The organism is Alteromonas sp. W364, from assembly GCF_031846205.1.
Lineage (GTDB): Bacteria > Pseudomonadota > Gammaproteobacteria > Enterobacterales > Alteromonadaceae > Glaciecola > Glaciecola blandensis.
Window position 1 is genome coordinate 225,071 of record NZ_JAVRID010000004.1, and the last position, 13,698, is coordinate 238,768.

Genomic DNA, 13,698 nt, shown 5'->3' on the forward strand with positions numbered 1-13,698 from the left:
GAGATTAGTATGGGTCGTAAAGTAAGAGAACAAGAAGAAGACGCCCAGATCGACATGACGCCGATGTTGGACGTTGTCTTCATCATGCTTATCTTCTTCATCGTTACCACGGTATTTGTTAAGCAAGCGGGTATGGAAGTAAACAAACCTGAAGGCGAGACTGCGGTACTTAAGAAGAAAGCGAATATATTTATCGCGATTACCGAAGATGGTGATATTTGGATGGACCGTCGTGAAATATCAGTTGAGACTGTCACAGCGAACCTTGAAAAATTGCTAGCAGAACAACCTTCAGAAGTTGTTTTCATTCAAGCCGACTCCAAAGCAAAACATGGTGTTGTGGTTGAAGTGATGGATGCAGTGAAAGATGCTGGCATTGATCGCGTAGCAGTAGCGGTGAGGAGTTAACATGATAAGAGCGATAATTTCGATATTATTAGGCGCTGCCATTGCTTTTGGTCTGTTTGTCGTAATGGCTAAATTGGTCGAAAACGACGGTAAGGCTCAAGAAAAGCTTGATCCGCCACCAGTAATCGACATCGTTATGCAAAAGCCTGACGATGAAGTTAATACTCGCGTGAGAAAGCCACCACCGCCGCCACCACCGCCTCAAGAGCCACCAAAGGTTGAGCCATTGGAGCCTGATCAAGCTGAACCAGATAATACTGGTTTTAGTTTAGCACTTCCTAGTGTTGATACAGGTGACATTGGTGTAAGTATTGGCGGTGTGGGTGCCATGCGTGATGGTGACGCAGCACCTATTGTACGTATTCCACCAGAGTATCCGCCTCAAGCATCTCGTGATGGTAAAGAGGGATGGGTAAAACTATCTTTCACAATCAACGAAGTAGGTGGTGTTGAGGATGTCGAGGTAATCGACGCGGATCCAAAACGTATTTTTGACCGCTCTGCGAAACGTGCATTACGTAAGTGGAAATATAGACCTAAAATTGTTGACGGCGTTGCTCAGAAACAGTTTGGTCTTGAAGTTCAATTAGACTTTAAGTTGGATCAATAATATGAAGAAGCAATTTAAAAATCTAAAGGCAACGGTCTTAATGACTTCCGCGCTAGTTTTAGGTTCTTATTCGTCTCTTTCTATGGCTCAATCGTCTATGCAGGTTCAGTGCCCAGGGTACAAACCTGCTAAGACCAAACTCTTGAGCGAAAGAACGGGTAAAAAGCTGAACAAAGCGTTCGAAGCTTATAACCAAGACTTAACGAAAGAAGCTATCGAGCTTCTATATGAAATTGAGGCTAAAGACCCGTTCGACCGTGCATCGGTAGACCGTTTTTTGGGGCAGTTATTGATTTCAGAAGATGGTAAAAGAGCTGAAGCGAAAGACTATCTTGAGCGTGCCGTAAAAACTAAGGTACTTAATGACAACGACCATGCACCACTATTGAAACTAGTTGGCGACCTTGAATATGAGGCAGGCAATTACGAAGTGGCAATGAGTTGGTTCGATAAGTGGATGGACTTTACGTGTAAAGAAGATGGCTTGACCTATTTAAAAATTGCTAAATCTTATATCGAGATGAAGCAAATGGAGAAGGTCATTGAGCCCGCTGATAAAGCGATCGCTTTAATGGACCCACCTAAAGAAGGCGCATACTCTTTAAAAGTGCAGTCTTACTATGAACGTAAGATGTATAACGAAGCTATTGATGTTATGGAAACAGCTATTCACGTTTTCCCAGACTCAGATACTTGGTATACGCGTTTAGGTCTGTTTTATCAAATTACAGAGCAGTACCAAAAAGCATTAGCGATGTTTGAGTTGTCTTATATGCAAGGCTTTTTGACTACAGCAACTCAACATAAACAGTTTGCTCAGTTGTATGCCGTTAATGGTATTCCACATAAAGCGGCTGAAATCGTTGAGAAGCACATTAAGTCTGGTTTGATACCAAGAGATAAGGATAACCTTTCTAGTGTAGCGAATTCTTTATACCAAGCGCGTGAGTTCAAGAAAGCCGCTGTGTATTTTGGAGAAGCTGCAAAAGTGGGTAACGATCCAGACTTGTATCGTCGTCAAGGTTCTATGTTATTGTCAGCTGGTGATTATAAAGGTGCGGTTGAAGCATTGAATAAAGCATTAGTTAACAATGCAGAAAACGAAGGTAAAGTGCACTACGCTTTAATTGAAGCGCATTTTTACCTTGGTGATTACAAAGCTGCTATGTTAGCCGCGAACAAAGCTAAAACGTTCCGCGCTATTCGTAAAAATGCAGACGCTTGGATACCTTATATCCAAACCAAAGCGACGAATAAAGGCATACGAATTTAGTAGATTGCTAAAGCAGAAAAAAGCTCCGTTTAAACGGAGCTTTTTTATTTCTACTTTAAAAAAGTGAGCAACTGTTTACACGTTTCCCTCATAGCTTCTAATGTTAACCCTTTTTCTTGCTTCGGCATGTGGCCTGCTAAAAGACAGAATAGGGTCTCCATGCTGATCTCAATTGTATTTTGTAAGGTTGCTTGTTCAGAGCTTGTGATGTCAGCGCGCAGAAGTAGCATATTTGCACTGTATATAGCTGGCATACTTAAGTTAAAGCTTCGTTTACCCTCAACAAAGTCGTGTAATTGGCGCTGGATAATAGCCTTACTGCTGTTTTTAACGGGTAAGGAGTCATCAACGGGTAAGGAGCCATCAACGGGTAAGGAGCCATCAACGGGTAAGGAGCCACTAAGCTCGGCTTCTAATTTATCTCTTATAAACTCAATAGCGGGTTCGTTTTCAATGTCTATGAGTTGCAATTGAAGCACTCGTAATTCAAGTAAGGCCCTTAGATGCATCTCATAACTTTTAGTTAACGGCTTTGTCATGATAATGCTATGTTTTCCGCTTGAGGTGTCTGTTCTCATTCCGGCTTTAACAAACTGAAAATCATTTTTATACCAGAAGTTAACTAATTCAGAGGTAACACCGAATGATGTTTGTAAACTGTTTATCGAAGAGTCTTCTCTCGCTTTTTGCTCAAGATGATTTAGCAAATAAGTACCAATACCATAGCCTTTAAGCTGATGGCGTACTGCGATTCTACTAATGCGCCACGAAACTTGTGACATAAAGGTCTCTATTGAATAGCTGGTACACAGATTTTGTGCAACTAGATGTCCTGGAACGCGTCGTTCACCACTTGCTATTTGATTTATAAGCGCGGATTCTTTATGTGGTAGGCCACCTTCGACTTGCACCAATGCCGCAGCAAGGGCTTCAATCGGCATATTTTCAGACTGTTCAGCTTTTAATACTGTTAAAAATACAAGCTGATCATTAGCGTCTAGCATGCGCATTAAGTCATCAGGTGTCGTCTGATAGTGACTTTGAAGTAGAATGCTGAATACTGAAAGTAGCAGTTCCTTATTGTTTATGAGGTCTTGTTTGCTTAGCCTGAGCGTTTGAAGTCCTTCATTCAGATTATCTGCCTTGTTTTGAACTTTGTTTAGCGTCCCCTTTATATTCTGATTAAAGTTTATGCTTGGAGCAAAGGCCTGTTCAAAACTAGCTTCTAAAACGTCGCTTTCATACCATCTGATAGGAGAGGATAGTTGGCTAGTAATACAAGCGTATTCCTCTTTTGCTAATGCTGGCAATACTCTTAACGTAAAACCTAAGCCACTGCCTTCATAACCTACTTGTGTACTTGCCATTATCACTTTATCAAAGTGAGCACATACGTCGAGAAGAAGCTCCGGAGGGAGAGAGGCTGCTTCATCTATGAGTAAACAAGCTTGTTTATTTAGACTGGTAAGGCGGTCGATAGGGACATATGTGATTTTAGTCGATGCAAGGTTGCCGTCGTTTGCGCCCGAATGTTCTGCGTTTTGACTAATATAAGCGCTAAACTCGTTTATTGCTCTCTCACAATTATAACGATGTTGCGCAGTTATATAAATTTCACTATGTGCATTAGCCAAGCAGAAGTCGGCTGCGATTTGTGCTAGCAAGGTAGATTTGCCGCGTCCTCGTTTTGCTGTGATAACAGAAACAGAGGTATTGTCTTGTAAGGCTTTAAGATGATCACGCTTCGTTTTTTGTTGATGAGGAGTTAGTACACAAGCCCCTGAAACTTTTTCTTGCTCAACTGGCGCGCTCTTTACGTTATCGATGGCTTTGCAATAGGGGAGTTTACATTCCTTACTGTTTTTTGCATATATCGCGCTCGATTTATCAAGCTGAACTTGCTTCAAAAATCGCTGAATAAATGCACTATGCGTATGTTTTTCGCCATAGCTAAATTGTATACCTGGCGTTTGAGCTTCGTATTCAGGCCAATGCTGTAGCTCAGGACACACTATAATAAACAGCCCACCTTTTTGAACAGTACCTTCAAGCCCAAGTACAGCGCTAGGTTTTAAACCATCGAAAGCATTGTAAATAACACACGAGAATTCATAACCTAAGTACTGTTTGTAGTGTTTATTCTGAATGACTTTATGTTCATTATCAGTATCAATAAGCGCTTGTTTTGAAATAAACAAGCAGGAAGCAGGTAACGCGAGCTCTTTTAACTGAGACTGGCACCAAACTAAGGAGCCAGACAGCACTAGAAGTTGTCTATGCGAAGCGAATCTCTTTCGCTCCTCAAACCAGGTTTTCAATGAATTGTCTGTCAATCTTTAGGCTCTACTTTATAATACACAAGCTATTTATTTATATTCTAACTCGATAAGGAAAAAAATGCGTTTTTTATCAAGACGTTTAGTCATGCCAAATGACCTCAATTATGCAAATGCTCTGTTCGGCGGCCGTGCCCTTGAATGGATTGATGAAGAGGCTGCGATCTACGCTATTTGCCAATTAGAAACAAATTGCCTAGTGACAAAGCATATCGGTGAAATCTCTTTCGAATCACCTGCAACGCAAGGGGATATTGTTGAGTTTGGTTTAGCAACGAAGAAAGTCGGTAAAACCTCAATCACAGTGACCTGTTTAGTGCGAAACAAAGCAACAAAGAAAACGATTTGCTTGGCAGATGACATTGTTTTCGTCAGAGTCGACCCTGACACAAAACTACCGGTGCCACACGGCAAAACGATAGAGGCTTTAGTGGCGCAAACTCAGGAAGAAATGAAGTCTCTTAATATCTTGTAGAAACTGTCACATCAATATTGCATGCGTTATAAACAATTGAATTAATAAAAGGTTTACAAAGCCTTTATTGTTGATATCATCGCATCGCAAATTGCTTAGGCGATTTGTTTTTAACCAGGGGGTGCAACTTAAGGTTGCTGAGATTCGGAAGAAAACCCTTATTTACCTGATCCGGTTAGTACCGGCGTAGGAATGGTTGTATCACACATCAATTACCTGCTCCAAAACCGGCTCTTTTCTATGGAATTGAAGAGAAGCTAAAATGAACAAAAATATTTATTATTTACATCTAAGACATCGAAAGAAGTCATCTGCTGCTTTGTGTTTACTCAGCGCTATATTGACCTCCAACATTGCACATGCACAAGTTAACGACGACTCAGCAGACATTGAGCGCATTGTCGTTACTTCTGACTTGCGTCAACAGAGTCCTGATAATTTAGCCACGAGCGTTGCTGTATTGGGCGAGTCTTTATTAGAGCTAAGACAAGCGACGCATTTAGAAGATGCCATCGCAGTTGTACCCAACTTAAATTTCTCTAGTGGGGCATCAAGAGGCAAATTTATTCAAATTCGCGGGATTGGTGAGCGTAGTCAATTTTCAGAACCTATTAACCCCTCTGTCGCCCTAGTTGTCGATGAAATTAACTTTTCTGGTATCGGTGGCCTTGGAACCCTATTCGACGTTCAACAAGTTGAAGTATTATCAGGCCCACAGTCAACCGGCTTCGGTGCAACGGGTTTAGCAGGTATCGTTAAAATAGTTAGCAATCAAAGCACTGATTTTCAAGAGGGCTTTGTGCAATTGGGGTTAGGTCAGTCTGGCTATCAGAAGTGGGGCGGCGCATATTCAGATCAGATCGCAGAGGGTCTTACGGGTCGTGTTGCTATTCAACAAGTGAAGAGTGATGGTTTCGTTGAGAATATCTTTTTGGGTAAAGATGACACGAACAATATTGACGAATTTACAGCAAAAGTCAGCTTAGACTATAGTCTGGCAGACAACGCTGATCTTGAATTAAAACTTTATCATTTTGATATAGACAATGGTTATGACGCTTTTTCACTTGATAATGACAACCTAACTCGTTCAGACGAACCCGGATTTGATCGCACCGATACCCAAGCGGTCAGTGTCAAGTATATACATGATTGGGATGATACCCAATTTTCCATCGCAGTAACTCAACTCGAAGCTGAGCTAGACTATGCTTATGACGAAGATTGGACCTTTGTTGGTTTTCATCCTGATGAGTACGCGTCATTTGATCAGTACACCAGAGACATCAGTAACCAAAGCCTTGATGCTCGCTTTGCTTCTACTGAGGAACAGCCTTGGGTCATTGGTTTTTACTATCAAAGCAGTGAGCAATCATTGTTGCGTCAATATACCTTTGCCTCTGCCGATTTCACTAGTACTTACGATCCAAACTCATTAGCCATGTATGGTGAATACAGTTTGCAAGTGGGGGAGCCTCTCTCTCTTACCTTCGGCGCAAGAGCAGAACAGTTTGAAGCTGACTACCTTGATTCCAACGCATTTTCAGAGTCATTAGACGATACACTTTTTGCTGCAAAAGTCAGTGCACAATATCGTATAAACCAAGCATCGATTTTCAGTAGTATCTCACGATCGTATAAAGCTGGCGGATTTAATCCGGATGAAAGAGTCGGTGACTCTGATCGCTTATTTGAACCTGAATATAACTGGAACTACGAGCTAGGAGTGAAGGGTAAGATAGCAAGCGACAATGGCGTAAAAGGACAGCTTTCACTCACGTTTTTCTATATGGAGCGTGAAGACGCGCAGGTTAGTGACTTTGCAGTCTTAGATCGTGAAGACGGTAGCGGAGCAGTCGAATTCATCGATGTTATCGGTAACGCAGACACTGGCTTAAACAAAGGCATGGAAGTGCAAACCCAATGGCAAATCAATGATGCTTTGACGATGCGCGTAAACGTAGGTTACTTAGACGCTACTTTTGGTAACTATGAGACGGTAGACGGCACATTCGTACCAAAACAGTTTCAAGCGCAAGCGCCAAAGTGGACTCTTTACGCTTCAAGTAATTATGCGCTAACGGATGCTTTATCATGGTTAGTTGAGTTCGAAGGAAAGGATAGGCACCGCTTTTCTGTGGGGCATGATGAAACAGCACCTTTCACTGCTCTGGTAAATACTTATGTCACCTGGCAGTCAGAGAATGTTGAGGTACAGTTATGGGCCAAGAATATATTCGACAGAGAGGTACTAACAAGAGGCTTTGGTGGTTTCAATAACGATCCTCGAGACGGTTATTTCCCAGCCAAACCGTATTATCAGTTTGGTCAAGAAAGGCAGTTAGGTCTTACAGCTACTTACCGTTTTTAAAAAGGAGAGTATGATGAAACTTGTGGTTGATATATCACTTTACCCATTAAATGAAAAATACATTGCCCCCATTCAGGCCTTTATTGACCGTCTAAATGACGACTCTCAATTAGATACCAGCACCTCTGCAGCTAGCACTATTATTAGTGGCGAGTATGAGCATGTTATGTTGGTGTTAGGAAGGGAAATGAAACGCACCTACTCTGAAACGGGACAAGCCGTTTTTGTCTGTAAGTTTTTAAACGGGGATAAGATGGGCTCTGGACGTTGAACGAATTTTTTCAGCAGGCGCTAGAGCAGTTTGCACAGCAAAGTCCATTAGAGGTCATTGCTGTGCTTCTGTCCATTCTGTATGTCGTATTTGCCTCTAGACAAAACATCCTGTGTTGGCCCTGCGCTTTGATTAGTACCATTATTTATGCGTACTTATTTTGGGAGACCACCTTAATCTTCCATATGATGCTAAATGTGTACTATGTTGTGATGGCTGTCGTTGGTTTTGTCAGTTGGTCATCAAGTAAAGAGAGCCATGCCCCTTCGTTACCTGTAAGTCACTTGTCCTTATTGTCGCATTTGTATATTCTGTCCGCTGGTTGTTTGATTACACTGTTACTGTCATTGTTAGCAAGTCAGTGGTTCACTTCTGAGTGGGTATACTTAGATGCGGGTACAACGGTGTTTTCGGTTTTTGCAACAGTAATGGTTGCTCGCAAGAAAATAGACAATTGGTATTATTGGTTAGCCGTTAACCCTTTAAGCGCCTATTTGGTCTATCAAAATGGATTGTATCCAACGAGCTTGCTTATGATTTTTTACACCTTAATGTCTGTCTATGGATTGTGGCAATGGCGTAAGGATTTAATAAAAGGTTGCTGAGTTGAAAAAGGGTAAAGAGGAACTATTAACGCTGCTTAGCGAACCTCTTGGTTTGTCTGATGACGCGCTTCTTTACCCTTTATCCGGTGGTGCAATTAACCACTCTTTTTATCTGAATGATGAAAAAAATGAATTCTTAGTAAAATGCTTTGAAGGTGAAGAAGCAACGAATATTGATCGGCTCGAAAGGTTTGAATTACAAGCACATCTGGCTAAGAAAAAAGTAGCTCCAGCGCCTTTGTATATATGTCCTGATAACGGCATATATGTAGAGCAGTGGATTAAACAGCATCGTAGCCAAATTCCTCTATTCTTTGATGAGTTGCATGTGAACGCCTTAGTGAAGTCCATGTCTTTAATTCATAAAATTAATGTCAATACTCGGGTCATTGATTTGCCTGCAGAATGGCGCAATTATCTTGAGTCCATCCCCAGCCCTTCTAGTTTTGTGATTGAACAAGTTGCCGCAGTGACCGAGAAATGGAACAAGCAAGCTAACGAGCAGTCATCATCATGGGTTTTCTGTCATAATGATCTCGTTTGGGCGCATTTATGTCCGCCGACTAAAATCATTTTAGACTGGGAATATGCTGGAATAGGCAATCGTTATTTCGACTTGCTTTCCTGTGCGAAAGTGAATAATTTTAACTCAGAACAGCATGACTTATTGTTGAGTGCCTACGCCAAATACAATGAAATAGCGATCGACGATGTATATCAAGAATGCGCGATTCAAAGTGAATATTTACAACTCACTTACCAATTATGGTACGACGCAGTAGGTTTGCAGCCTAAAAAATAATCACTTGTTTGTCTGTTCCGATAATTATGCATAAAATTCTTTTCTTTTTTTTTCCTAGACGTATAATGCTCGGCACTTCAGGGGTGTAGTTCGAATTGGTAGAACAGCGGTCTCCAAAACCGATGGTTGGGGGTTCGAGTCCCTCCACCCCTGCCACTTATCCATAATTGACTCCAGCATGTGACCGCGCGTTTAAAAAACTGTAAACTCGCATCTTAATTGTCTATGCTATAGCCAAATAGGTAATCTAGGTAACGGCATTTTACATGACGACTGAATACCAACAAGCTGTGTTACAAGCCATGTCCATCCCTCTTTTTGTTCGAACGCTTGAAGCGCAATCGGCTGAAGAGCCATTAATCGATGAAAAAGAACCTGTTACTGAAACTCAAGTAAAACAAGATCCTGAGCGTGTGGATGAAAATTCTCCTTTTGTTCAAAAAGTGCTTGAAGCCATTGGTTTTGGTTCACTGCAAGATGCGAATCTACAATGGTTTATAGAAGACGCTCCCCACATTGCCTTATCAGACAATGTGCTAGTGACTCCACAATTAAAGCAGATGCAAAGCCCTGCAATGAAAAAGACCCTTTGGCTGGCCATACAGCACCTCCGAAGAGACGTTAAATGATCACCGTCTCGGCTTTTAAAGAAGATGACGTTGCCATTGCCTATTCAATATTTAAAACGGCCAGGATTAACCCTTGGTCTTTCACAACCTTTCATCAGTCAGCAATGAATGGACTTTCGCTCGTAGCGAAGGAAAATAAGATGGTGGTCGGTTATATTTTGTTGAGTAGTGTTTTGGATGAGTTTACCTTCGAGGATATTACCGTTGACCTAGCTCATCGCAATAAAGGAATTGGTCGTAAACTCATGGAAGTTTCTTTTCTTAAAGCGGCGGAAATGAAACAAAAATCCATTTTGTTAGAAGTTCGTTACTCAAACAAAAAGGCGATTAACCTTTACCGTGCCTTAGGGTTTGAATTGATAGGCGAGCGTAAAAACTATTATGATACTGCAGTTGATGTGAGTCACGGTGTAGAGACAAAGAAAACAGATAAAAACCCGCCAACTCGAGAAAATGCCTACATCATGAAAAAAGTCTTGTAGATTTACATAAACAGACTCTAATTGCTTTTTAGCATTCAAAAACGCCTCAGAAGAGGGTACAATTCGCGCCCTTGAATTCGTGCCATTAAATGAGACATCATGACCTATCAGAGTGAAATAGAGAAGCGCAGAACCTTCGCAATCATCTCTCACCCCGACGCCGGTAAAACCACTATCACAGAAAAAGTGTTGTTGTTTGGGAATGCTTTACAAACAGCAGGTACCGTTAAAGGTAAAAAGTCCGGCCAGCATGCAAAATCTGATTGGATGGAGATGGAAAAAGAACGTGGTATTTCTGTTACTACATCTGTGATGCAATTCCCTTATCGAGAGCACCTTGTTAATCTCCTCGATACTCCAGGGCACGAAGACTTCTCTGAAGACACTTACCGCACACTAACCGCTGTAGATTCGTGTTTGATGGTGATTGATGCTGCAAAAGGTGTAGAAGCAAGAACGATCAAATTGATGGAAGTCACGCGACTCAGAGATACACCAATAATCACCTTCATGAACAAACTTGATCGGGATACGCGTGATCCTATTGAGTTGCTTGATGAAGTTGAAGATATACTCAAGATAAAATGTGCTCCAATTACGTGGCCAATAGGCATGGGTAAAGAGTTCAAAGGTGTTTACCATCTGTTGAGAGACGAAACAATTTTGTATAAAAGTGGTCAAGGCCACACCATACAAGAAACGAAAATTATCAAAGGCTTACATAATCCTGAGTTAGATACAGCCATTGGTAGTTATGCCGATGAGCTAAGAGACATGCTAGAACTGGTTCAAGGTGCGTCGCATGAATTCGAGTTAGAGGCTTTCTTAGCCGGTGAGCTAACGCCAGTGTATTTTGGTACGGCATTGGGTAACTTTGGTGTTGATCACATGCTCGATGGTTTAGTGGAATGGGCACCAAAGCCACAAGGCAGAGAACACGACGAAGGCAGAGTAGAAAGCCAAGATTCAAAGTTCAGTGGTTTTGTATTTAAAATTCAAGCAAACATGGACCCTAAACATAGAGACAGGATTGCATTCTGTCGTGTCGTTTCTGGCAAGTATGAAAAAGGGATGAAGATGCACCACACACGCATTGGCAAAGATATTCGAGTTGCAGACGCTGTGACCTTTCTTGCCGGTGACCGCTCTTTGTTGCAAGACGCCTATGCGGGTGACATTATCGGCCTGCACAATCATGGCTCAATTCGAATTGGTGATACATTTACCTCAGGTGACAAGTATCGTTTCACCGGGATACCTAACTTTGCTCCAGAGTTATTTAAACGTATCCGCTTAAAAGATCCATTGAAACAAAAACAACTGCAGAAAGGTTTAATTCAATTGTCTGAGGAAGGTGCCGTGCAGGTATTCCGTCCCTTACAAAATAACGATTTAATAGTAGGAGCAGTGGGTGTGCTGCAGTTTGACGTGGTCGTTGCCCGTTTAAAAGCGGAGTACAATGTAGACGCTATTTACGAAGGAATTGCAGTGGCGACAGCTCGCTGGGTTTATTGTAAGGACGCTAAGAAACTGGACGAATTTAGACGTAAAGCAGAAGCAAATTTAGCACTCGATGGCGGCGATAACTTAACCTATGTTGCTCCAACAATGGTCAATTTATCCTTAGCGCAAGAGCGTCACCCAGATATTGAATTTAAAACAACACGAGAACACTAGGGCTTTATAGCAATGAACATTCATCATTTACTCAGTGCGAGATTTTCACAAGCAATCCAAGCGATGGGCATTGAAGATGCGCCTATCCCGATAAGCCGCAGTACTCGTCCTGATTTCGGTGAGTATCAGTTCAATGGTGCAATGGCGCTGGCAAAGAAGCTTAAACAGAAGCCACGAGATATTGCAGAAGAAATACTCAAGCATGTTGAGTTGCAAGACCTTGCTGAAAAATTAGAGATAGCGGGTCCCGGCTTCATAAACATTCACCTTAAGAACGACTGGTTATCACACTGGTGTGAACTAGCCCTAGCGGATGCTCAATTAACAGTAGAGAAGCAGCCGACACAGCGCGTTGTTGTTGATTATTCGTCACCAAACCTAGCCAAGGAAATGCATGTGGGACATTTACGTAGCACCATTATCGGTGATGCGGTTGTCAACGTACTTGAGTTTTTAGGCCATGATGTTATTCGTCAGAACCACATGGGTGACTGGGGAACACAGTTTGGGATGCTTCTGGCCCACTTGAGTGATCAACTTAACAAGTCATCGGTTGCCGAAACGGCGCTATCAGACCTGGAAGACTTTTACCGTGCAGCAAAAGTGAGATTCGATAACGAAGATGGCTTTGCTGACCGTGCAAGAGAGTTTGTCGTTAAATTACAAAGCGGTGACGAGCAGTGCCTAGGTTTATGGCAACAATTCATTGATATCAGTATTCAACACAGCGAAGAAGTTTATCAGAAACTTAATGTAGGCCTCAGTCGCGACGATGTCATGGGCGAGAGCGCATACAACCCCGATCTTCCGCATGTGATTGCAGACCTAAGTGAAAGAAATATAGCGGTGGAAGACCAAGGGGCCAAAGTTGTGTTTATTCCCGAACTGGCCAACAAAGACGGTGATCCCGCTGTGTATATCGTACAAAAGTCGGGCGGTGGTTATCTTTATGCAACAACTGATTTGGCTGCAATTCGCTACCGTTCGAAGCAATTGAAAGCAGATCGCACCTTAATATTCACAGATGCGCGTCAAGCCTTGCATTTTAAGCAGACAGAAATTGTTGCGCGGAAAGCCGCCTACTTACGTGAAGATGAAAGCTACGAACATTGTCCATTTGGCATGATGTTAGGTAAAGATAGCAAACCATTCAAGACGCGTTCTGGTGAAACAATTAAACTCTCTGATTTGCTCGACGAAGCGATCGAGCGAGCGGGTGTGCTGATTAATCAACGAGAGTCAAACTTGAGCGCTGCGGACAAGGCTGATGTTGCAAAGACCGTCGGAATTGGTGCTGTTAAGTATGCTGATTTAAGCAAAAACAGAACAACCGACTACATCTTCGACTGGGATACAATGTTGAGTTTCGAAGGTAACACCGCCCCGTATTTGCAGTATGCTGTCACTCGAGTGAAAAGTATTTTTCGAAATGCGAACGAAGACCTGAATGCTTTCCGCGCTAAGGTAACCGTTGAATCAGCTCAAGAGCACGATCTGGTGGTAAAAATGATGCAGTTTGACGAAGTGTTAGAAGCCGTTGCAAAAGAAGCTACGCCACATTTGATGTGTACATACTTATATGAAGTCGCTAGTGCATTCATGCGTTTTTACGAGGCTAATCCAATCTTGAAGTCTGATGTTTCAGAAGAGAATCGCGCAAGTCGCTTAGGTTTAGCAAGTTTGGCTGCCAGAACATTAGAAACAGGTTTGGAAATTTTAGGTATTCAAACTTTGGATGCGATGTAAACATCAGGCCCAT

Annotated in this window: 13 protein-coding genes, 1 tRNA gene and 1 riboswitch; of the genes, 13 read left to right on the plus strand and 1 reads right to left on the minus strand. The window is 42.1% G+C overall.

Going from position 1 to position 13,698, the window contains the following annotated elements:
* Positions 1–9: 9 nt before the first annotated feature.
* The 3 genes from RM556_RS08210 to RM556_RS08220 are packed head-to-tail and all read left to right on the plus strand — an operon-like array spanning position 10 to position 2,291.
* Positions 10–408 carry a biopolymer transporter ExbD gene (locus tag RM556_RS08210; protein ID WP_311361680.1) on the plus strand — a complete coding sequence of 133 codons (399 nt, stop codon included), beginning with the start codon at positions 10–12 and terminating at the stop codon, positions 406–408.
* A gap of 1 nt (position 409) precedes the next feature.
* Positions 410–1,018, plus strand: coding sequence for an energy transducer TonB (locus RM556_RS08215; protein WP_311361681.1), 609 nt, complete (start codon positions 410–412; stop codon positions 1,016–1,018).
* A 1-nt stretch (position 1,019) separates the two neighbouring features.
* Positions 1,020–2,291, plus strand: coding sequence for a tetratricopeptide repeat protein (locus tag RM556_RS08220; RefSeq protein ID WP_311374360.1), 1,272 nt, complete (start codon positions 1,020–1,022; stop codon positions 2,289–2,291).
* A 50-nt stretch (positions 2,292–2,341) separates the two neighbouring features.
* Here RM556_RS08220 and RM556_RS08225 read toward each other — a convergent pair whose 3' ends face one another.
* Positions 2,342–4,624 (minus strand): GNAT family N-acetyltransferase, encoded by a 2,283-nt coding sequence (locus RM556_RS08225; protein ID WP_311374361.1) that lies wholly within the window; start codon positions 4,622–4,624, stop codon positions 2,342–2,344.
* Between the two features lie 64 nt (positions 4,625–4,688).
* Here RM556_RS08225 and RM556_RS08230 point away from each other — a divergent pair, with 64 nt between their 5' ends.
* The 10 genes from RM556_RS08230 (at position 4,689) to argS (ending at position 13,685) form a co-directional block, all read left to right on the plus strand.
* Positions 4,689–5,102, plus strand: coding sequence for a hotdog domain-containing protein (locus RM556_RS08230; protein WP_311361684.1), 414 nt, complete (start codon positions 4,689–4,691; stop codon positions 5,100–5,102).
* 107 nt (positions 5,103–5,209) lie between these two features.
* Positions 5,210–5,312: riboswitch (TPP riboswitch) on the plus strand.
* A 52-nt stretch (positions 5,313–5,364) separates the two neighbouring features.
* On the plus strand, positions 5,365–7,473 hold the full coding sequence (locus RM556_RS08235) for a TonB-dependent receptor domain-containing protein (RefSeq protein ID WP_311374362.1): 2,109 nt from the start codon (positions 5,365–5,367) through the stop codon (positions 7,471–7,473).
* 13 nt (positions 7,474–7,486) lie between these two features.
* The gene (locus RM556_RS08240) at positions 7,487–7,744 is read left to right on the plus strand and encodes a YkoF family thiamine/hydroxymethylpyrimidine-binding protein (RefSeq protein WP_311361748.1); all 258 of its coding nucleotides are present in this window, start codon (positions 7,487–7,489) and stop codon (positions 7,742–7,744) included.
* Positions 7,741–8,349 carry a nicotinamide riboside transporter PnuC gene (gene pnuC / locus RM556_RS08245; protein ID WP_311361686.1) on the plus strand — a complete coding sequence of 203 codons (609 nt, stop codon included), beginning with the start codon at positions 7,741–7,743 and terminating at the stop codon, positions 8,347–8,349. The genes RM556_RS08240 and pnuC overlap by 4 nt, the downstream gene beginning before the upstream one ends.
* Before the next feature lies 1 nt (position 8,350).
* On the plus strand, positions 8,351–9,151 hold the full coding sequence (locus RM556_RS08250) for a phosphotransferase (protein ID WP_311361687.1): 801 nt from the start codon (positions 8,351–8,353) through the stop codon (positions 9,149–9,151).
* A 79-nt stretch (positions 9,152–9,230) separates the two neighbouring features.
* Positions 9,231–9,307: transfer RNA gene (locus RM556_RS08255), tRNA-Trp, on the plus strand.
* Between the two features lie 110 nt (positions 9,308–9,417).
* Entirely contained in the window at positions 9,418–9,780 is a 363-nt protein-coding gene (locus RM556_RS08260) for a hypothetical protein (RefSeq protein WP_311361688.1), read from the plus strand.
* On the plus strand, positions 9,777–10,262 hold the full coding sequence (locus RM556_RS08265) for a GNAT family N-acetyltransferase (RefSeq protein WP_311361689.1): 486 nt from the start codon (positions 9,777–9,779) through the stop codon (positions 10,260–10,262). The genes RM556_RS08260 and RM556_RS08265 overlap by 4 nt, the downstream gene beginning before the upstream one ends.
* Positions 10,263–10,361: 99 nt before the next feature.
* Positions 10,362–11,939, plus strand: coding sequence for a peptide chain release factor 3 (gene prfC / locus RM556_RS08270; protein ID WP_311361690.1), 1,578 nt, complete (start codon positions 10,362–10,364; stop codon positions 11,937–11,939).
* Positions 11,940–11,951: 12 nt separating this feature from the next.
* A complete protein-coding gene (argS, locus tag RM556_RS08275; protein WP_311374363.1) occupies positions 11,952–13,685 on the plus strand; it encodes an arginine--tRNA ligase in 1,734 nt (577 codons plus the stop codon).
* Positions 13,686–13,698 lie beyond the last annotated feature (13 nt).